Origin of the sequence: Methanocaldococcus indicus (genome assembly GCF_049554935.1) — an archaeon.
In the GTDB taxonomy this organism is placed as follows: domain Archaea; phylum AGJL01; class Methanococci; order Methanococcales; family Methanocaldococcaceae; genus Methanocaldococcus; species Methanocaldococcus indicus.
On the sequence record NZ_CP186926.1, the window covers coordinates 243,648 to 265,484 of the forward strand.

Consider the following 21,837-nt stretch of genomic DNA (forward strand, 5'->3'; position numbering starts at 1 on the left):
ATTTGAATAAATAAAAAATATTATTTTCTATTATTTTTTATTACAATTTTTGAATTAAACATGTCTTTAATATTAATTAAGTTACTGACAGTGTGATTACAATAATCCATTCTTTATTAGTTCTTTACTACACTCTTTAATGACTTTATAGAACGATATTCCATTTTTGTAGCTTAAATATTCGATACAATTAAATAACATTCCCATTAATCTAACGAATCCTATATTACTCTTTTCTGAGGACAAATAATTTTCTTCAACCTCCAAAATCGACTTATCTCTTCTATGCTTCTCTTCTATTTTACATCTTTTTAAATATTCGTTTATAATATTCTCAGCTTTCTTTTTATAGTTTGTCGAGACTAAATACTTAATCTTTTTCTTTTCTTCCATTAACACTGCAACGATTTTAACTTTTCCAACATTGGGAATATTAACTACTTTCTCGGATATTCTGAACTTTTTTCCGTTAATAGTCCTTAATTTAGTTTTATTTTTGTTGAAGTCCATTTTAAACATATTTTCTATTTTAACTTCTTTACCAAAAACCTCAATTTTTATGTTTTTTCTGATTCTACCAATATAATCGACTCCCAATTCTTTACATCTCCTTAAAATTTTCTTTATTGTTACAGAACCATCACCAACGACTGTCCCCTTAATAATTTTAGATATTGATTCGATAATTCTTAAATATATATCAGTTGATTTAATATTTTTTGGTTTTATTTAAACAATCCTTTTTTTATTAAAAATACTGCAGTTTATTTGTTCTTGATATAATTTTTTATGATTTTCTACGTAGTTATATTTAATAGAACTACCAAATACGTTTTTACCATATCTTCTCAATAAGGTTGAGTCAATTATTATTGAAAATTTAAATTTACAATAGTTTAAAATGTCAGGAATGTCCAATAGCTGAGTATAAAAGCAATTTTCGATTTTTGATAACTTTTGAAGTTTTTTGATTATGGTTGTTCGATGAATTTCTAAAATCTCTTCAGATATTGCTTTAATTGTCTTTATCTCGGTTAAAGTTCTAACCAAGCAGTAATCTACCAAGTCATCCGAATTGGCTATACCTAAAGTATTTAAACCATTAACGAATAATTCTTTAAGTGTGGTTAGCATGGGGTTTATCACCGTTTTTTGATGAAGTATTTAAAACTATACTATTTTATTTTTTTGGTTTTAAAATCTATAATGAGAATGAGAATTCATACTATCAGTTTTAAAAATTCGTTAAGTACTATAACACTATCACCAATATTCAAAATTTTCTTTCTTAATTCGGTATTTCTAACTATTATTATTTCTTTATCTAATTTATCTAAGACCTTTTCAACATTCAATAACATTAATTATGGTTTATGCAATACTTGAAATTAACTTTTCAATCGTCAGAGAGTGGAGAGTGTCAAGTTAAGCTTTTATTAATAATTGATAAAAAATAATAAAATATGAAGCTCACGATAGAAGTCTTAAAGGAGAGAATCGAAGAGGAGAAGATTTTTAAAAGGAATAAGAAGTCGATAGAAGTTAAAATCTTAGCTGGGATTTTGTATTATCTTGGACTATCGTTGAGGAAGGTAAGTTTGTTTCTTTCCCAATTCGAAAGTATAAGCCATGAGTCGGTTAGGACTTATTATCACAAGGTTAAAGAGGTTTTAAACGAACCTGAAAGAAAGGAAAGATACGCAATTGCAATCGATGAGACCAAACTAAAGATTGGAAATGAAAATATTTACGTATGGTCTGCTATTGATGTTGAATCGAAAGAGTGCTTGGGAGTTTATGTTTCTGAAACAAGAAACTACCTCGATACTATATTATTCGTTAAGAGTATATTAAAATTTTGCTCTAATAAGCCGAAGATTTTGGTCGATGGTGGAAGATGGTATCCGTGGGCATTGCAAAGATTGGGTTTAGAATTTGAAAGAGTCCGATTCGGACTGAGAAATTGTGTAGAAAGCTTTTTCTCACTACTCAAACGAAGAACTAAAGCATTTTATAATAGGTTTCCTAATAACAGCAAATTCGATACAGTTGTTAGCTGGATTAAAAGTTTCATGATGTTTTACAATTGGTTGAAGTCGTTAACTTGACAGTGTCATCGTCATTTTTTAAACCTCTTTTAACCTTTTTAAACAATATTCTTAAAATACCCTATAGTTCTTTTCAACCCCTCCTCCAACTTAATTTTAGGCTTCCAACCTAAAACTTCCTTAGCCATTGTTATATCCGGTCTTCTTCTAACGGGGTCATCTTTTGGTAATGGTTTAAATATAATTTTACTTTTACTTTCTGGAATTAACTCTAAAACTTTATGAGCTAATTCTAAAATAGTAAATTCTTCTGGATTACCCATATTTAGCACTGGAACAGTATCCCAATTAAATTTATATTTTAATTTATTTTCTAATTCTTCTTCGTCTATTTCCATAAACTTTAACATCCCTTCAATTAAATCATCAATGTATTGAAAACTTCTTGTTTGTTTTCCGTCTCCATAGACAGTTAATGGTTCATTTTTTAACGCTTGGATTATAAAATTACTAACAACTCTTCCATCGTTTGGATCCATATAAGGCCCATAAGTATTAAAAATTCTAACTATCCTAATATCTAACCCAAAATTTTTCCAGTATTCATAACAGTATGTTTCGGCAACTCTTTTTCCTTCATCATAACATGCTCTCGGACCAATAGGATTAACATTTCCCCAGTAATTCTCTTTCTGTGGATGCTCTAAGGGATTTCCATAAACTTCTGAAGTTGAAGCATGTAAAACTCTTGCATTATGTTTTTTTGCTAATTCTAAAATGTTAATTATCCCAAAGATGGAAGTATTTAACGTGAAAATTGGATTTTTTTGATAATGTGGTGGAGAAGCTGGACAAGCTAAGTTGTAAATTTCATCTATTTCTTCATTAATTGTAATTGGCTTTGTTATATCATGCTTAATAAACCTAAAATTTGGATTGTCTAAAAATTGTTTTATATTTTCTAATCTCCCAGTATAGTTGTTATCTATACAAATAATTCTATTGTTATTTTCTAATAATCTTTTTATTAAATTGGTTCCAATAAATCCTGCTCCTCCAGTTACCAATATGGTTTTCATCTACCCACCCCATAATATTTGAATCCTAATTTTTTAATCTTTTTAACATCCAAAACATTTCTTCCATCAAATACAACTTTTTCTTTAACTAAATTTGCAATTTTTTCCCAATCTTCTTTATTAAAATCATACTCAACAGTTATTATTATTCCATCGACATCTTTAACTGTCTCATACAAGTCATCCAACACATACAAATTATAGCCGTAAAATGCCTTTGACTTATTCAATTTATACATATTAGTTGTATTTTCTCTTGCTTTTTCCACATAATCAAACCCTTTAACAATTGCTCCACTATCTAAAACCATATCTATCAATTTTATAGCCCTACTTTCTCTCAAATCATCAGTATTTGGTTTAAAAGCCAAACCTAAGATAGCAAAGGTCTTTCCATTTAAATTTCCATAGTAATTTTTAATTTTCTCAAAGAACCATTTTATTTGTTCTTCATTAACTCTATCCGTAGCTTTAATTAATATCGGCTCTATATTATTGTTTTCAAATTGTTTTATTAATGCTTTGACATCCTTGGGGAAACAGCTTCCACCATAACCAATTCCAGCATTTAAGAACTTATTACCGATTCTTGGGTCTAATCCCATAGCATAGCTTATGTTTTTTATATCAGCTCCTACTTTATCTGCTAATTTTGCTATCTCATTTATGAATGATATTTTTGTTGCTAAGAATGCATTTGATGCATATTTTATTAACTCTGCTGTTTCCCAATTTGTTATTACAAATGGAACATTTTTCCCTTCAAAATAATTATAAACTTTTTTCATAATCTCAATTGGCTTTTTCTTATCTAAACTTTCAAATCCTAAAATTATTCTCTCTGGATTGAAAAAGTCATAAACAGCAATTCCTTCCCTTAAAAATTCAGGATTTGAAACAACATCAACATTATAACCTCTTAAGAGTTCTTTCACTTTCCTATTTGTTCCTACTGGAACAGTAGATTTTATAACAATAACTTTATAATCTTCTTTATCTATTGTTTCTTTTATTTTTTCAACTGCTGAAAATAAAAATCTTAAATCAGCATTACCATCTTTATCTTGTGGAGTCCCAACACATAAAAATATAACTTCAGAGTCTTTTATTGGCTCATAAGATGTTGTAAAAGTTAAATTTTTATTTACATGTTTTTTTAATAGCTCTTCTAATCCTTCTTCATACAAAGGACATTCTCCACTATTTAATGCTTTAACTTTTGATTCATCAATATCTATTCCTACAACTTCAAAACCAAACTCTGCTAAACCAACTGCTTGTATTATACCAACATATCCAGTTCCAATAACTGAAATTTTCATTTAAATCCCCTAAGTTTGTTTATTGTATCATAAATTTCTTTTATATCTACAACTTTCAACCCTAAAATTCCAATTATATAGACTCCAAAATAAACAACTCCACCAACAATTAACTGTAAAATAACATTATTTATAGTTTTTGTTATCAACACCAAAGGAATTAAACTAAAAATTCCTACTAAAACAGCTAAAACCCATTTTTTAATCAAAAATGAATAGTTCAAGAATTTACTTAAATACCATGTTTGCAAAATCCACATTAAAAAGTAACTTGTGACTGTAGTTAAAGAAGCTCCAACAATTCCTAATTTAGGAATCAATAAAATATTAAAAATCAAATTAAAAATAGCTCCAAAATATATAATCTTAGTTGATAATTGTGGTTTTCCTATGCCATTTAAAACCGTAAATCCAATTCTATTTAGTGTCATAAAAATCGTCCCTAAACTCAAAATTCTTATAGCTGGAACAGCAGATAAATATTGGGGATTAAAGAATAAATTTATTATTACTGAGGGAAAGTAAGCCATCAATATAGCCATAGGTAAAACTAAAACAAAAGAATATAAACAAATTCTCTCAACTCCATAACCTAATGCTTCTTTATAACCCTTTTCCCATAACTCAGAACTCATTGGGAATAAAACTGCTCCAACAGCTGAGGCAAAATAACCCAATATAGAGACAGTTGGCATAGCAACATTCCTATAATCAGCAACTGCATTTAAACCTGTGAAGTAAGTTAAGCAAATTCCATCAACATATCCTAAAACTAAACTTCCAGCACTACCTAACATAACAGGTAGTCCATAAGAAAATAAATCTTTAATTAATTTTTTTGAAAATAAAAATCTCTCTTTAAAGAAATCTGGAAATATCTTTCTAATAAATATATATCCATAAATAAGAATCATTAAAATTGGAGCTAAGGTGTAGGCATAAGTTGGAACTAAAGCATTATGCAGTCCAAATATATAAATAAATATTACTGATAAAATCAATATTAAGGAAATCCTAACAAAATTTATAGTTCCAAAATACTTCTGATTTTGAAAGCCCAATATGCTGTTTGATATAACATCCATAATGCTCTGAAACCAATATCCAATACTCAAAATAATTAAAACATCAATAACTAAATCTAAATGCCCTGTAAATTGCCCTTGATTATTTATATAAAACTCTGCAATAAATGGAGCCAACAAAATTATTAAAATTGTTATAATTAAAGAAACAGAACTTTGCAAAACTCCAACACTAATTATGGCTGATTTAACTAAATCTTTCCTTTTCTCATGTAGAAATTTTGGAATAAACCTAACTAATGCAGCACTTAAACCCAAATCCTTAAAAATAGCAACCATACAACAAAAGTCCAAAACAGCATAAAATAAACCTACATCTAACTTAGGAATTTCATTTGCATATAAAACTCTAACTAAATATCCAATTGGTGCAGCTAAAATTAATAGCAAAAAATTCCAGCTAATACCTTTTATAGCTCTCTCTTTATAACTCAACTTATTCACCTTATTTTTATAAAATCTTTTTTATAGCATCTAAAACTTAAAAAGATGTATCTAAAAATAAAATTTCTTTCAAAATGTTTTAAAAAACATAAACTCTATAAGTCAGTTTTAATAACTTTGTGACTTTAAAGAAAACTTTTAGTAAAATTTTCATCAGAACTTGTCTGTTAAGTTTAGGGCTTTCAACCCATTTGGTATTCATTCAGTAATCTCTTTATGGCGCTCCAAATTAAAAATGATTGTGGTTTTAATGTTCCCTCAATAGGATTTAAAAACAGTATGTTCCTTTTAACTAAAAACTCCTTTGTATCTTCATCTATCAAATATTCATCAATTTCATATTTATCCATAAATAATTTTAATGCATCTATAACATTTTCATATTCAATTCCTTCAAATTTTTTATTTTTTACATTAATCAACAATTTTTTTAACTTAGATAATGTATCTTTTAACATAAACTCTAAGATAACATCTAACCTTTCATATTTTAGCTTATCAATAACCTTTATTATTAAAATTGGCTTTCCACCTACATAAGAATAAATAAGTTCTTTCTCATCATTAGAAAGTTTTTTATTTAAAATTTCATCAGATAAAAAATCCATAAATTTTAAAGCAGTTTCTTTATTAAAATCATCAACTAAAATATAATCAATCCTATCATTTAACATAGCTTCATTATAAACTTTCTCAATAAATAAGCTATCAGAAGATAAGCAAAAAACATGGCATAAATGTAATTCTTTAGTTAAATCAATAAAGTAGTTAAATAGTTCATAAATCATAAATCCATTTATTTTCATATCACCAATTTTTTGGAGCTCATCAATTATTAAAACTGGTTGCTTTCCATTCTTTTTAATTTCCATTAGAATATTGGTTATATATCTAAATACATTTTTAACTTCATTGTTTTTTAATATCTCCCTTAATGTGTTTTTAGGTATTGGAATACTATCTAAAACCCCACCAGATATTTTAGTTATTAAAAAACTCTTAATAACCTCTGGAGAGTCCTTAATTAGAGACAAAAATAATCTTTTAACCTTATCAATAAATGATTCTTCATACTCTTCAAATAAAACCTCAATAAAGTCCTCATATTTTGATATAAAAATTCCTCTTAAATTTATATAAAAAACAACATACCTATCTTTATCTAACCTATTGTTAATTATTTCATTTATTAAAGCTGTCTTTCCAGAGTTTATTGGTCCATATATAAAATATATAAAATTTGGCTCACTCTCTATTATGGATACTATCTCTCTTATCTCTTCCTCCCTATTAAAAAATTTCATAATTTCACTAATTATTTAGAGAGTTTAACTATAATTAATCCAATAATTAATAAGGAAAAAATCATTAATTCAAAATTTATTGGTGTTTTTATAGGTTCATTTATATTTATATCTTTTACTACATAGTAAGGATGATAGCTATCATTACCTATCAAATTCATTCCTTCAACTCTTAAAGTATTCTTACCATTTTTTAAGTAGTTTGTTATATCAATTGTGACATTTTTTTTATAGTTTCCAGAACCATCATTTGAATCATCAATAACATAAATTAAATTTCCATTTAGATAAATATTTACTTTCATATTTTTATTTATATTTCCATAATGAACAAAACTCATCTTATAGGAGTAGATCTCAACTTTGTTAATGGTAAATGTAATTGATTTGTTTGGTGATTCTTCATTTACCTTTATATAATTTATGTAATAACTCATACATACATTTAATATTAAGATTAGAATCAGAACTATAATATATTTTTTCATTAACAACACTACTTAATTATCTTTCTCTAAATAGATGGAATATGTTGGAAATGCCATTTCTATATTTTCTTTCTCAAATTCTTCTTTTATTTTTAGGTTTATATCTTCTAATGCATTTAGATAGTAATCAAAACCAATATTCCTAATGAAGTATTCAACTCTCAAATTTAAAGACCAATCTCCATATTTAACAAAATGCACTCTATATGGTGGTAAAGTAGCTTCATGCTCTTCAATAATTTTTAAAATTATTTCCTTAGCTTTCCTAATTTTTTCTGGTGGTGTTGAATATACTAAACCAATAGTCATTAACACTCTTCTTCTATCCCTTACATCAAAGTTCTCAATTTCACTATCTAAGATTTTATAATTTGGCATAATAACTAAGGATTTATCAAAAGTCCTAATTTTTGTTGTTCTCATACCAATTTCTTCAACTATTCCCTCAAAATCTCCAACTTTAATCCAATGTCCTATTAAAAATGGTTTATCTATTAAAATTAAAACTCCTGCAATGAAGTTTTTTATAACATCTTGCATAGCTAATGCAACAGCTAAACCTCCTATCCCCAATCCGGCTAAAAGAGCAGTTATATCATAACCAATAGAGCTTAAAGCTGTTAAAATAGAAAATATTATAATTAAAATTTTAGTTAGTTTTTTTAAAGGTTTAACTATGTGGTCATCTAACTGAATATCTGTCTTTTCAGTATATGGAATTATATAGTAGTCAAAAATCTTATCTGCTAATCTATATATTGCATATCCTGCTAAAAGAATTACAAAAGCTTTAAATCCATTTGTTACTAAATCAGTGTAAATATTCAGATAAACTAAAGAAAGATATATGGAAAAAGCAACAATCCCAACAACAATAACATTATCAATAGAATCTAAAATTATGTCATCTAATTTAGTTTTTGTTTTTTTAAATAGCTTTCTAATATAGTTTTTTATAATTTTGTTTATTAATAAACTTCCTAATATACCCAAAACAACAATTATAATAGATACTATTATTTTATATATGTCAATATCCATCATGCTATATCCCCAAACAATATCCTTGTTCCAACATTTTTTCCACTAAGAGCTTTATAAATATATCTTTTTTTATTTCCATTAAATACTTGTGCATCAACTTTGTAGTTGTAGAGTGTTTTTATTTTATATGCCATTCCACCAGTTATATCAATTCCTTCACTACCTTTAAGATGATTTAATATTTCATTATAATTGGATGAATTAATCTCATCAATAACCTCTCCATTAACATATATTCCATCTACATCAGTAGCATATAATATTTTAAACTTAAAATCTTTTGCTAATATTGGAGCTATATCATCCCCAGAAATTATTTTATAGTTATCTTCAGAAACAATAATATCTCCATGAACAACTGGAATTAATCCTTTTTTTAGCATCAATCTTATTGTATAAGTATCAAAGAATATCTTATTTTCTTTATAATAAGCAAATGAAGATGGTTGTATTGAAACTGCTGGAATGTCATAACTTTGCAAGATGTCAATAATAATATTGTTAAATCTTCTCATAGCCCTTTGAATCTCCCAAAAACCTTCATTCATATTTATAAATTTATTATCTTTTAAATATTTTTTTGCAACAGGATGACCAAAAGAGCCACCACCATGAATTATAATTAGATTATCTAAATTGTTTAAACTTTCTTTTATCTCTAATCCAATTCTTTCCAAATTATCCCATTTTATAGAAAATGGAACTTTCTTATCTGTTAAAATACTCCCTCCAAGCTTTAAAATTGTCATTTTATCCTCCTTTAATAATTAAATTCTAAATATTAATATCAAATTAATTAGATACCACAATTAAATTTTAGCAAACAATATTTTTACGTAGCATTTTTGAATCTTGCTTCACTCATTATTTTTTATGTTTTTTCAATAACATCTACTTATATCAAATATTTCCATTTTACATTTATAAAATATCATTTTTCATAAGGTTTAAGTTTAAAAACTATTATATTTCTTAGGTTTCCTTCCATATCGTATTTTTCTTTGAATTCATAACCAATACATCATACAAAACGGCCAATATACTTTACTTTTCCATTTACCATATTTTCAAATAAATGAAGTTCATAACCTTCTTTCAAGTGATTTTTAATTGCCTTATTTCCTCTTTTAAACACCATATTACCAATTTGTCCCTCACCACAATAATAAAAAATTCCATCTTTCCATTTATCTTCATAACCATATTTTTTTCCTGCAGTTCCATAAAATAGCATTATTATATTATATTTTTTAAATTTACTTATACCACTTCTTCTATTTCCACCATATTTATCATGTAATTCTTTTCTTATGTAAATTTTATTTTTTTAAACATAAATACCACATTTATTAGATTTTAAGATAATATTATACTCATCCTCTAAATAAACCTTTCTTGTTCTAGGTTGTCGAAAAATTATAGGAGGGAAAAAATTTAGTAATACTGGTAAATTAGAATATATAAGTAAGTATTTAAGCATTTATATCTACTATAACAAATTTTAAAATAATATAAAAAGGGAAAACATGCAAATTCCTATGCTAATATGCCGTTTAAAAACAAATAAACCACTAAAAAAGTCACAAACACCATTATTAAGAGGATATATCTTAAACAAGTTTGGAAAAAAGGATTATGTTGAACTACATAACCATAGTGGAGAAGGTTTTGTCTATATATATCCAAAAATACAGTATAAAATTATTGGTGGAGATGCTGTTTTAATTGGTATAAAAGAGGGAATAAATGTTTTAGGAGACATTATTTTAGATATAAAAGAGCTAGATTTAAAAGGAGAAATTTATAAAGTTGTTAATGGATATGTAAGAGTAAAATTAGAAGAGTTTGGAGTTGCAGATGACATGATTAAATATAAATTTATCTCACCATGGATTGCTTTGAATGAAAAAAATTATTTAAAATTTAAAAATTTAGATAAAGAAGGAAGAAAAAAATTATTAGAGAGGATTTTAATTGGAAATGTTTTGTCAATGAGAAGTATTTAGATTATACAGTTGATAAAAAGATAGAAGTAGAGATTTTAGAATTTAAAGATTTTATAGTTAAATATAAAGGAGTTGAATTTATTGGTTTTAAAGGAGAGTTTTTAATTAATTTTAACATTCCTAACTATTTAGGAATTGGAAGAAAAGTATCCAAAGGTTTTGGAAGTGTTATAAAAGTTTAATTGTATATAATACTGCTTTTTAAAATATACAAATTTTTTCATGTCAGTAATATTTATATACTACAAATTATTATAATCTTAATGTGTAGTAAAAATACTACATATTGGTGATACATATGATAAAGAAGTTATTAATAGCTATGTTGTTGGCTTTCTTTACAGTAAGTGTAGGGGCCAATACAGTTATATTAGTAAGTGATAATTCAGCAGATTATGCAACAGCCTTACAATTAGCAGAAGCTTTAAATGCAACTGTCATAACAACTGAGTGGGGAATATATAATGAAAGTGTTGTATCTGAAATTTTAAATTTAAGTCCTGATAAAGTTATTGTTGTAGGAGGTCCATTAGCTGTTGTCAATAACTATACAACTGAATTAGAAAACAACAACATTGAGGTTATAAGAGTTGGAGGACAAGATAGATATCAAACTAATGGCTTGGTTTTAGAGCAATTCAAAAATCAAATAAGAGAAAGATTTAACAATACTGCTTGTGTATGTCATGGCTTTGATGAAGTTGCTTTAAATGAATCAGTTTCCTTTATAAAAAATGGTAGTTTAGTTGTATTAACAAATGGTATCAACTTATCAGTAAATCCAACTGAGTTAAATATAACAAAAGTTGTAGTTGTAGATAATCCTGTCTGTCCATTCTGCAACTACACAAAATTAGCTAAAAGATTACAAGAAAGATTTAGAATACAAGTTCAAGTAAAAGAAATAAATCAAAATAGAATAAAGATTATGCTTCAAAATAGATTAAGAGTATTAGAGAGAAAAATGATAATGTTAAAAAGAAGAGGTATAGATGTTAGTGACTTAGAACAAAAAATTAATGAAGTTAAACAATTAATTGAACAAAATAAATTAGAAGAAGCTTATAAAATTATGGTTCAGTTAGAAGAGCAATCTATGGTTAAAGTTAGATTACATCTTCATCCTATGCCAGGTAGAATGATGAACAATACAAATAGAGGAGGACCACATCATATTATGAATCATACAGTTGCAAGAGGAAAAATGTTTGTAAATTCAAATGGGACAATTGATGTAAGAGGTTTAAGAAATGATATAAATACAATGCCTTACCAAACTATAAATGAAGAGGAAAAAGAAGGACTTTTACATATGTATGAAGAGGAAAAATTAGCAAGAGATGTTTATTTAACATTATACAACAAATGGAAACTGCCAATATTTGAAAATATTGCAAATGCTGAAAAAACACATATGGCAGCAGTTGAAAGCATATTAATAAAGTATAATATAAGTTATCCAAAAGATGAAGGAGTAGGTAAATTTAACAACTCTGAACTACAAGAACTATACTACAAATTAGTAAGTGAAGGTAATAAATCAGTTGTTGATGCTTTAAAAGTTGGATGTACTATTGAAGATTTAGATATTTATGACCTTCAACAATGGATAAACAAGACAGATAATGCGGATATAAAAACTGTATATGAAAACCTAATGAAAGGCTCAAGAAATCACATGAGAGCTTTCTATAAATTATTAGTTCAATATGGAGGTAATTATACACCTCAATATATAAGCCAAGAAGAGTTTAATGAAATTGTAAATTCTGAAATTGAAAGAGGTCCTGCAAGTGGAAATGTAGGAATAGGTGGCCAGAGAGGTTTTAGTAAAGCTATGCAATAAACTTTTTATATCTCTTTTTACTTTCTTAAACTCTATGTTTAAAGATAAAAATATCCTTGTTCTCTGGCTCACTACATTTATTACTATGTTGGGTATTGGTATTATAGCTCCTATTTTATCAATATATTCAAAAATATTAGGAGCAAGTAATTTAGAGATTGGTTTAATTTTTGGTAGTTTTGCATTAGCAAGAACATTAGCACAAATTCCAATAGGTTATTTATCAGACATCTATGGAAAAAAGATATTTATTGTTATAGGGACTTTTTTTTGTAGTGTTTTTACAACTGCTTATGCATTTGTCCATACTGTATATGAGTTAATTGTTGTTAGAATGTTAAATGGTGCTTTTTCTTCATTTATAACTCCTGTTGCAGGAGCATATATCTCTACAATAGCTCCAAAAGATAAACATGGAGAATATATGGGTATTTTTGGTAGTTCTTTGGCATTGGGATTTGCATTAGGTCCATTGTTTGGAGGATTTTTAGCTCAAATAAATATAACATTACCCTTCTATTTTTGTGGTGCTATTACATTCATAGCTTTTTTATTATGTCTATTTAAGTTAAAAAATATTGAAGTTGTAGATGGTAAAGTAAGATTTACCAATAAATTAATATTGTATAACAAAAAACTGAAATCAAATAAAGTTATTCCAACAGATTTTTTTAAAAATAGAAGATTTTCATTAGCATATATTTTAAATTTATTATATATTTCTGCAATGTCTGGAATTATGGTATATCTCTCCTTATATGCTTATTCTTTAAAGTTATCATTAGCAAGTATAGGATTTTTAATATCCTACACAAACATCTTATCTGGAATGACACAGAGAAAATTTGGAGGTTTTTATGATAAATATGGAAAGAAAGTTGCATATTATGGAATTGTATTAATTACTCTTGGACTAATTTTATTAACAATCTCTAAGAATTTTACAGATTTATTGTTAGACTTAACATTTTTCTCTATTGGAGGAGCAATATTTTCTCCTGCTGTTAATAGTATTGCTATGGAAAAAATAGATATAGAAAAAAAAGGTTCTGCAATGGGATTATTTACAACAAGTTTAAATATTGGAATGTTAGTAGGAGCAATTATCTTAGGATTTATAGCTGATTTATTTGGAATTAAAACAATGTATTTGCTGGTAGGAATAGTATTTTTTATTTTTTCAACAGTAATTTTAAGGACTATTTAGATAGAGTTATTGATATATAGGATATATTTATATCTCTTCCATCCTTATCTTTTACTTTATCTGTTCCAATTTCTATATTTTCTATTTTAATATTTCTAAGGACTCTATTTCTTACTATTTCAGCAACATCAACAGCTTTTGCTATTGCTTTACCTCTTGCTTTTATAGTAACTTTATTGTTGTTAGTTAGTTGAGCAAGAACAGCAACCACATAGTTTTTAACTGGCTTTTTGCCAATATATACAATTCCTTCCAAAAATTTCCACCTTTATTTTTCTATAATTTTCTTTTTAGATTTTTTAGACAATATTTTATTAATCCCATCAATAACTGCCTCAACAGATGCTCTAACTATATCTTCTCTTGCTGATTTTGATGTTACCTCTTCTCCATAACCTTCCAATGTAACAACTACCTCAGCTAATGCATCAGTTCCTCCTGTTATAGCATCTATATGATACTCCTTAATCTTTATCTTTTCTCCTAATGCTTTTTGTATAGCTTTTACTGCTGCATCTACTGGACCCACACCAATAGATGACTCTTTAACAACTTCATCATCAACTTTTAAAGATACTGATGCAGTAGGGATTACTTTATTTCCAGTCATTACTGCTATTTGCTCTAAATCTACAACTCTATCCTTTTTAGCAACTCTACCAACAACATCCTCAACTATTGCCTCAATATCTCTATCAGTAACTCTCTTACCTTTATCTCCTAATTTTTTGATTCTCTTAACTATCTCCTCAAACTGCTCCTTAGTTAAATTAGTTATACCTAATTCTTTTAGCTTAGCTTCAATTGCATGAGTTCCTGTATGTTTTCCTAAGATTATTTTTCTTTTCTGTCCTACTAATTCGGGTGGAATAGGTTCATAAGTTAATGCATGGGCTAAAACACCATGTGCATGTATTCCACTCTCATGAGCAAATGCATTCTCTCCAACAACTGCTTTATTTGGTTGTGGTTTTATCTCTGTGTATTTAGCAACTAATTGGGATATATTATAGAGAAGTTCTGTTTTAATATTAGTTTTTATATTGTATAAAGCAAATAATGACATAACAACCTCTTCTAATGCAGCATTTCCTCCTCTTTCTCCTAAACCATTAATTGTGCAATGAACTTGTTCAGCCCCTGCTTCAATAGCTGCTAATGAGTTTGCAACAGCTAAACCAAAATCATTATGACAATGGATAGATATTGGAATATTAATTTCTTTTTTTAGTTTATCTATTAAATAAAACATAGCCCTTGGAATCATAACTCCAACAGTATCTGGGACATTTATAATATCTGCCTTAGCTTCCTCTGCTTTTTTATATACTTCTATTAAATAATCTAATTCTGTTCTTGTAGCATCTTCTGCAGAGAACTCCACTTTTAAACCATGTTCTTTAATATAATCAATTGCTTCAACAGCTATATCAATAATCTCTTCCTTAGATTTTTTTAATTTATATTTTCTATGTAGTGGAGAAGTTGCTATAAATGTGTGAATTCTATCAACTCCACAATCAATAGCAACATCTATATCTTTCTTTACAGCTCTTGCCAATCCACAAATTTCAGCATCTAAATTTAGGGAACATATCTTTTTTATAGCCTCTTTTTCTCCTGCTGATGAAACAGGAAAACCAGCTTCAATAACATCCACACCTAACTTATCTAAGTTAATAGCAATCTCAACCTTTTCCTCAGGTGTTAGAGATACTCCAGGTGTTTGTTCTCCATCTCTTAATGTTGTATCAAATATATACACTCTCTCTGGAAGATTTAGATTTTTTAGAGCTTCTTTAATATAGGTATTCTCCTCTCTATAATTTATCATAGTTATCTCCTCCCTTAGATTCCAACATAAATTAATGATTATATAACACTATATATAACCCTAATTATTGCTCCTAAAATAAAGGCCAATATTGGGGCTGTTATCCACCAAATTAGGAATTTTTTTAATACACTAAATTTTATAGTTTTTATTCCTCTTGTTAATCCAACTCCAACAGTTGCTCCAACAATACCATAAGTTGTAGATACAGGAATTCCAAAATATGTAAAAAGTAGAATAGCCAAACCACCAGAAAATTGAGCAATAAATGCTGATATAATATCCAAATTTATTATCTTACCTAATTCCTTAGATATATTCTTTCCAAATAATGCTCCTAATGATAGAAATACAGCTCCAATTAAATGATACTTTAAAGATGTTGTAAATACTCCTAAGATTGTTGGTAAGTCATTACTACCTAAATTAAATGCAACAATGCCAGAGGATAGTATAAGAAGAATTTTAATTATTCTAATTTTTTTCAATATTGGAATTTTTATTTTATTATATAAATTATATAGGATATAAGCTAAAAACATAGCTAATAAAGGAGATATAATCCAGCTTAAAACTATTTTAAAAAATAAATCAAAGTTTTTTAAAGACAAACCTACTAATGAAGATATAATTAAAGTATGTAAAGAAACTGGGACTCTAAAATAGTTAGAAATAACAAATAAGATAGCTGTTATAATTAGGGCTAAAAATGGTTTGTATGAGAGATAATGAACAGTTGAGCTAACTTTAAAGGAAAATAGTGCTCCTAAAAATACAAATACTGTAAATGTTAATATAAGAATTCTATAATCTATTTTTGCAGAATATGCTAATCCAATAGCATTGGCTGAATTGTTAATTCCTAATAAAAATACTAAAATATATGCAAACAATAGCTCTATATTATCACACATTCAAATAAATTATTTGAAGTTCATCAGCAATATCTTCAATATAATCACTTATCTTAACTATAAACTCTAAAAAATCACTTAAAAGCTTTCCTTCCCAAAAATTAGCCACATCAATATTAATTAACTTTCTATAAATGTTGTTGTAATAAATTAAATCAATATCCTTCTCATATTTTTTTATCTTTTTTAAATGATAATCAAAATCTCCACCATGTTCAAATACACAAATAAGGTGTTTTAGTTCAACATACATCTCTTTTGTTATATTTAATATCTCTAAAACTTCATCTAAGAAATAAATATTATCAAAAAGATTATAAATTAAAGCTGAATGCTTAATATTATCTAATGTCTCATCTAACAACTCTGTGGCTTTTGATAACTCTCTTCTAATGTTTGGTAAGAAAGCTGAGGATAAATTTATTCTTATATATCTTGTTATTGTGTCTCCTTTCTCTTCTAATTCAATTATTTTATTAACTAATTTTTTATCTTTATTTATAAGTAATGTTTTTATTAATTCTATTCCTTCAATACCATAATCAACCAGTTCAATAAATTTATTTAGAATTTCTGACTCTTTATCCTTTTTAAAAATAAATAGCATATAGAATCATCCTAAAATTTTTATATAAATCTCTATATTAAAAATAATAATATATTAATTTTGAGTTTTGAGGTGATAGTATAAAAAAATTGGTTATTGTTACTTTATCAATCATGATATTAACATCTTTAAGTATGTGCATAAATACAAATGAAAAGATAAAGGAGGAGAAGCAAATGAAAGGAAAAATTTTAATGGTTATAGCTCCAAAAGATTTTAGAGATGAGGAATTATTTGAACCAATGAATATATTTGAAAATCATGGTTATAAGGTTGATGTTGCTTCAACAAGAAAGGGAGAATGTGTTGGAATGCTTGGACATAAAATATATGTTAATTTAACAATTGATGAAGTAAATCCTAATGATTATGTAGCTCTTGTTATTCCAGGAGGAATAGGCTCAAAAGAATATTTATGGAATAATAAAAAACTCTTAGAATTAGTCAGAGAATTTTATGAAGAAAATAAAACAGTTGCAGCTATATGTTTATCACCTGTGGTATTGGCAGAAGCTGGAATATTAAAAGGAAAGAAAGCTACAGTTTTTCCAGATAAAGAAGCAATTGAAGAGCTAAAAAAATATGGAGCAATATATGTAGATAAAGGAGTTGTAAGAGATGGTAAAATAGTTACTGCCAAATCTCCTGAGTATGCCAGACTATTTGGATTAGAAGTATTAAAAACTATTGAGCAGCAATAGAAAATAAGATATAATTTTATTATACCATATATAACTTAGAATAACATACATATTAAATTGCTAATTTTTTCCGTAAAATATTTATATTGGTATTAGGAAACTTATTTCCAGAAAAATTTTGGAACCAGGGTGAAATAGATGAACATAGAAGAAGCAATAAAATATGTAAAAGAGAACAATGTTAAATTTATAAGATTCCAATTTGTAGATATCTTAGGATTCCCAAAAAATGTAGCATATCCAGTTAAAACTGGAGAAAAAGGAGAAGAAGAATTAAGAGAAATATTTGAGACAGGAGTTTGGTTTGATGGTTCTTCTATAACTGGTTTTGTTGGAATTGAAGAATCAGATATGTTATTAAAGCCAGATTTATCAACACTATCTGTTTTACCATGGAGACCTGAAGAGAAGAGTGTTGCAAGAGTTATATGTTATGTCTATAAAGATGAAAAGACACCATTTGAAGGAGACCCAAGAAGTAGATTAAAAGCTCTTCTAGATGAATTAAAAGAAGAAATGAACGGAGAGTTCTTTGTTGGTCCTGAACCAGAGTTCTTTTTATTAAAGCAAGATGAATGTGGAAATTGGATTCCTGCAGATGATGGAGGATACTTTGATGTTGAGCCATTAGATGATGCTCCAGATATCAGAAGAGATATTGTTTTAGCATTAGAAAACTTAGGATTCCATGTAGAAGCTTCTCACCACGAAGTAGCTCCAGGACAACATGAAGTTGATTTCAAATTTGACAATGCTTTAAAAACAGCTGACAGTGTTGTAACATTCAAAATGACAATTAAAAATATAGCTAAGAAACATGGATTAAAAGCTACATTTATGCCAAAACCATTCTTTGGAATGAATGGTAATGGAATGCACTGCCACCAAAGTGTTTGGTTCAATGGAAAACCATCATTCTATGATGAAAATGGACCTTATGGAGGATTAAGTGAAATATGTTTAAGCTACATAGCTGGAATTTTAGAACATGCTAAGGCATTAGTTGCTATAACAAACCCATTAGTTAATTCATACAAGAGATTAGTTCCAGGATATGAAGCTCCTGTAAATATTGCTTGGGCAAACAAAAACAGAAGTGCTATTATTAGAGTTCCAGCTGCAAGAGGAAAAGCTACAAGAATTGAATTCAGAGCTCCAGATCCATCATGTAACCCATATTTAGCATTTGCATGTATGTTAGCAGCTGGTTTGGATGGAATTAAAAGAAAATTAACACCACCAGAACCAGTAGAAAGAAACATCTTCAAAATGAGTGAAGCTGAGAAAAAAGAGTTAGGAATAGAATCAGTTCCTGCAAACTTAAAAGAAGCATTAGATAAATTAGAATGTGATGAAGTATTACAAAAAGCATTAGGAAAACACATATATGAAAACTGGATAGAAATTAAAAGAGCTGAATGGGATGAATTTAGAACATCAGTTACTGATTGGGAGTGGAACAAATACTTAATCTACTAAATTAAAAAATTCTTTTTTATTTTTTTATCAATTAAAAATTTTAAAAATAAAAAATAATAAATAGTTATTCTTCTAAGGATTTTCTTCTAATAAAGTTCAATATAACTTTTTGCTCTGTTCTTGCTACTACTCTTCTTATTGTATCTACTGCATCTATATTTGCTGAAACTGCATCAATTCCCCACTCTACTAATTTCTCTACTATATGAGGCCTACTTCCTGCCTGGCCACATATTGATACTTTGACATTATGTTTTTTACATGTTTTAATAACATTTTCTACTAATTTTAAAACAGCAGGATGGTCTTCTTTATAATATTTTGAAACTAATTCATTGTTTCTGTCTATAGCAATAGTGTATTGTGTCAAATCATTAGTCCCTAAACTAACAAAGTCTATTCCTTCTTTTATAAAGTCTTCAATTATTAAAGCAGCTGCAGGAGTTTCTACCATTATTCCAAAAGGAACATCTTTTCTTAATTCTAAGCCCACTTCTCTTGCTATTTCTTTAACTCTTTTTACTTCATCAGGATGAGTTACAAGAGGTATCATTATTTCTATATTTTTGTATCCCTCTTCTCTTAATCTTTTTATTGCTTCCAATTCACATTTTAATATCTCTACCTCATCTAACCCTCTTCTAATTCCTCTCCAACCTAACATTGGATTATGTTCTATTGGTTCTCTTTCCCCTCCTTCTAATCCTCTAAATTCATCAGTTGGAGCATCTAATGTCCTATAAGTTACAGGTCTTGGATAGAATGCATCAGCTACTTTTCTAATTCCTTCCATTAATGCATTTATTAGTGCTTCTTTTCCTTCCTCTTCTAATATTTTTTTAGGATGCTTACCCAGCCCTAAAATCATATGTTCAGCTCTCAATAATCCTACTCCATCAGCTCCTGTCTTAGCAGCTCTTTCAGCCACTTCTGGCATAGAAACATTAACTTTAACCTCAGTAGCTGTAATAATTGGAGGAGCTAATATTACTTCTTTAACTTCCTCAACTTTTTTCTCTTCTTCTTTTTTCTTTATAATTCCTTCATAGACTAAACCTTTTTCTCCATCTACTGTAACTATCTGTCCTTCTCTTAAAACTTTTGTAGCTTTCTTAGTTCCAACAACACAAGGAATTCCTAACTCTCTTGAAACTATTGCTGCGTGACAGGTAAGTCCACCCTCATCTGTTACAATAGCAGATGCTTTTTTCATTGCTGGAACCATATCAGGAGTAGTCATAGGTGCTACTAAAACATCTCCATCTTCAACTTTATCAATATCCTTAATATCCATAACAATTTTAACCTTTCCAGAGGCGATTCCTGGAGAAGCTCCAATACCTTTTAGTATAATTTTTCCTTCATCTACTTCTTCACTTTTTTCTTCTTTTTTACCTTTTTTCAATGTAGTTATGGGTCTTGCTTGAAGCATATATAACTTATCTTTTTCATAAGCCCATTCTACATCCATTGGTCTTTTGTAATGCTCTTCTATTTTAATTCCTACTTTTGCAACCTCTTTTATTTGTTCATCTGTTAAAACTTGTTTCTCTTTTAAATCTTCTGGGACATCTACTAACTTAGTTTCTCCTTTTTCATCTTTTATAAACATCTTTTCCTTTCTTGCTATATGCTTATCTTTAATTTCCAAAGTTTTTTTATCTACAATGTATGTATCAGGAGATACTGTTCCACTAACTACACCTTCTCCTAATCCCCATGCAGCTTCAATAACTAACTCATCATAATTCTGATTTATTGGATTAACTGTGAACATAACTCCAGCTTTATCAGCATTAACAAGTTTTTGAACAACAACAGCAATAGCTACATCAAAATGGTCAAAACCTTTCTCTTCTCTATAAAAAATAGCTCTTGGAGTAAATAATGAAGAAAAACATTTCTGGACATATTTAACAACATTATCTGCTCCTTTTACATTTAAATAAGTATCTTGTTGTCCTGCAAAACTTGCATCTGGCAAATCTTCTGCTGTTGCAGAACTTCTTACAGCTACTGGAACCTCTTCCCCAAATTTTTCACATAATTTATTGTAAGATTCTACTATTGCAAGTTTTAAATCATAAGGCATTTCTACACTTTCCATTAATTCTCTAATCTTTTTAGATGTCTCTTCTAAGGCTTTTGTGTCTCTAATATCTAAATTTTTTAATAACTCCTTAATCTTCTCTTTTATACCTGTCTCAGTTATAAAGTATCTGTATGCATCAGCAGTAACAATAAAAGCATCTGGAACTGGTAAGCCAGCATTCCACATTTCTCCTAATGATGCTCCTTTACCTCCTGCTATATGAACATCCTTATTAGTTATTTCATCCAACCAAACAACAAATTTCATAGATATCCACCAAATAATGATTATAATATTAACTCTATTCTAATACTATATAAAAAATTTTGTTACTTAA

20 protein-coding genes and 1 pseudogene are annotated in these 21,837 nt (G+C 27.7%); 6 read left to right on the forward strand and 15 right to left on the reverse strand.

The features are described 5' to 3' along the window. Positions 1–96 precede the first annotated feature (96 nt). Complete coding sequence (locus ACPB8Q_RS01480; RefSeq protein ID WP_423793387.1) at positions 97–729, reverse strand: transposase; 633 nt, start codon at positions 727–729, stop codon at positions 97–99. Further along, positions 730–1,134, reverse strand: a complete 405-nt coding sequence (locus ACPB8Q_RS01485) for a hypothetical protein (RefSeq protein ID WP_423792902.1) — start codon at positions 1,132–1,134, stop codon at positions 730–732. It lies immediately after the preceding gene. A 329-nt stretch (positions 1,135–1,463) separates the two neighbouring features. On the opposite strand from ACPB8Q_RS01485, the gene ACPB8Q_RS01490 reads away from it, so the two are divergent. After that, positions 1,464–2,108, forward strand: a complete 645-nt coding sequence (locus ACPB8Q_RS01490) for an IS6 family transposase (protein WP_423792903.1) — start codon at positions 1,464–1,466, stop codon at positions 2,106–2,108. A gap of 38 nt (positions 2,109–2,146) precedes the next feature. Here the strand turns inward: ACPB8Q_RS01490 and ACPB8Q_RS01495 are convergent, their stop codons facing one another. The 8 genes from ACPB8Q_RS01495 to ACPB8Q_RS01530 form a co-directional block, all read right to left on the reverse strand. Next, positions 2,147–3,127 (reverse strand): UDP-glucuronic acid decarboxylase family protein, encoded by a 981-nt coding sequence (locus tag ACPB8Q_RS01495; RefSeq protein ID WP_423792904.1) that lies wholly within the window; start codon positions 3,125–3,127, stop codon positions 2,147–2,149. Beyond that, positions 3,124–4,449: a UDP-glucose dehydrogenase family protein gene (locus ACPB8Q_RS01500; protein ID WP_423792397.1), complete on the reverse strand. Its 1,326-nt coding sequence runs from the start codon at positions 4,447–4,449 to the stop codon at positions 3,124–3,126. Before ACPB8Q_RS01500 ends, ACPB8Q_RS01495 begins: the two co-directional genes overlap by 4 nt. Then, positions 4,446–5,969, reverse strand: coding sequence for a flippase (locus ACPB8Q_RS01505; RefSeq protein ID WP_423792905.1), 1,524 nt, complete (start codon positions 5,967–5,969; stop codon positions 4,446–4,448). Before ACPB8Q_RS01505 ends, ACPB8Q_RS01500 begins: the two co-directional genes overlap by 4 nt. Before the next feature lie 191 nt (positions 5,970–6,160). Continuing rightward, complete coding sequence (locus ACPB8Q_RS01510; protein ID WP_423792906.1) at positions 6,161–7,282, reverse strand: ATP-binding protein; 1,122 nt, start codon at positions 7,280–7,282, stop codon at positions 6,161–6,163. Between the two features lie 11 nt (positions 7,283–7,293). After that, positions 7,294–7,770, reverse strand: a complete 477-nt coding sequence (locus ACPB8Q_RS01515; RefSeq protein ID WP_423792907.1) for a hypothetical protein — start codon at positions 7,768–7,770, stop codon at positions 7,294–7,296. 12 nt (positions 7,771–7,782) lie between these two features. Beyond that, the gene (locus tag ACPB8Q_RS01520; RefSeq protein WP_423793388.1) at positions 7,783–8,811 is read right to left on the reverse strand and encodes a mechanosensitive ion channel family protein; all 1,029 of its coding nucleotides are present in this window, start codon (positions 8,809–8,811) and stop codon (positions 7,783–7,785) included. Beyond that, entirely contained in the window at positions 8,811–9,563 is a 753-nt protein-coding gene (locus ACPB8Q_RS01525) for an isopentenyl phosphate kinase (RefSeq protein WP_423792908.1), read from the reverse strand. Before ACPB8Q_RS01525 ends, ACPB8Q_RS01520 begins: the two co-directional genes overlap by 1 nt. Positions 9,564–9,835: 272 nt before the next feature. Continuing rightward, complete coding sequence (locus ACPB8Q_RS01530; protein WP_423792909.1) at positions 9,836–10,048, reverse strand: hypothetical protein; 213 nt, start codon at positions 10,046–10,048, stop codon at positions 9,836–9,838. Between the two features lie 304 nt (positions 10,049–10,352). On the opposite strand from ACPB8Q_RS01530, the pseudogene ACPB8Q_RS01535 reads away from it, so the two are divergent. The 3 genes and pseudogenes from ACPB8Q_RS01535 (at position 10,353) to ACPB8Q_RS01545 (ending at position 13,873) form a co-directional block, all read left to right on the forward strand. Further along, positions 10,353–11,002, forward strand: a pseudogene (locus tag ACPB8Q_RS01535) (CRISPR-associated endonuclease Cas6). 116 nt (positions 11,003–11,118) lie between these two features. Next, a complete protein-coding gene (locus ACPB8Q_RS01540) occupies positions 11,119–12,666 on the forward strand; it encodes a DUF2202 domain-containing protein (RefSeq protein WP_423792911.1) in 1,548 nt (515 codons plus the stop codon). A gap of 34 nt (positions 12,667–12,700) precedes the next feature. Continuing rightward, positions 12,701–13,873 (forward strand): MFS transporter, encoded by a 1,173-nt coding sequence (locus ACPB8Q_RS01545; protein WP_423792912.1) that lies wholly within the window; start codon positions 12,701–12,703, stop codon positions 13,871–13,873. On the opposite strand, the gene albA is transcribed toward ACPB8Q_RS01545, so the two are convergent. The 4 genes from albA to ACPB8Q_RS01565 are packed head-to-tail and all read right to left on the reverse strand — an operon-like array spanning position 13,866 to position 17,228. Beyond that, positions 13,866–14,129, reverse strand: coding sequence for a DNA-binding protein Alba (gene albA, locus ACPB8Q_RS01550; RefSeq protein WP_423792913.1), 264 nt, complete (start codon positions 14,127–14,129; stop codon positions 13,866–13,868). The two genes, ACPB8Q_RS01545 and albA, sit on opposite strands and share 8 nt — an antisense overlap. A 12-nt stretch (positions 14,130–14,141) precedes the next feature. Continuing rightward, positions 14,142–15,707 (reverse strand): 2-isopropylmalate synthase, encoded by a 1,566-nt coding sequence (locus ACPB8Q_RS01555; protein ID WP_423792914.1) that lies wholly within the window; start codon positions 15,705–15,707, stop codon positions 14,142–14,144. A gap of 38 nt (positions 15,708–15,745) precedes the next feature. Then, the gene (locus ACPB8Q_RS01560; protein WP_423792915.1) at positions 15,746–16,621 is read right to left on the reverse strand and encodes an inorganic phosphate transporter; all 876 of its coding nucleotides are present in this window, start codon (positions 16,619–16,621) and stop codon (positions 15,746–15,748) included. Next, positions 16,614–17,228 (reverse strand): TIGR00153 family protein, encoded by a 615-nt coding sequence (locus tag ACPB8Q_RS01565; RefSeq protein WP_423792917.1) that lies wholly within the window; start codon positions 17,226–17,228, stop codon positions 16,614–16,616. Before ACPB8Q_RS01565 ends, ACPB8Q_RS01560 begins: the two co-directional genes overlap by 8 nt. 113 nt (positions 17,229–17,341) lie before the next feature. On the opposite strand from ACPB8Q_RS01565, the gene ACPB8Q_RS01570 reads away from it, so the two are divergent. Both ACPB8Q_RS01570 and glnA read left to right on the forward strand, forming a co-directional pair. After that, the gene (locus ACPB8Q_RS01570; protein WP_423792918.1) at positions 17,342–17,929 is read left to right on the forward strand and encodes a DJ-1/PfpI/YhbO family deglycase/protease; all 588 of its coding nucleotides are present in this window, start codon (positions 17,342–17,344) and stop codon (positions 17,927–17,929) included. A gap of 138 nt (positions 17,930–18,067) precedes the next feature. Beyond that, positions 18,068–19,408, forward strand: coding sequence for a type I glutamate--ammonia ligase (glnA, locus tag ACPB8Q_RS01575; RefSeq protein WP_423792919.1), 1,341 nt, complete (start codon positions 18,068–18,070; stop codon positions 19,406–19,408). Positions 19,409–19,472: 64 nt separating this feature from the next. On the opposite strand, the gene ppsA is transcribed toward glnA, so the two are convergent. After that, positions 19,473–21,767: a phosphoenolpyruvate synthase gene (ppsA, locus tag ACPB8Q_RS01580; protein ID WP_423792920.1), complete on the reverse strand. Its 2,295-nt coding sequence runs from the start codon at positions 21,765–21,767 to the stop codon at positions 19,473–19,475. Between the last annotated feature and the right edge of the window lie 70 nt (positions 21,768–21,837).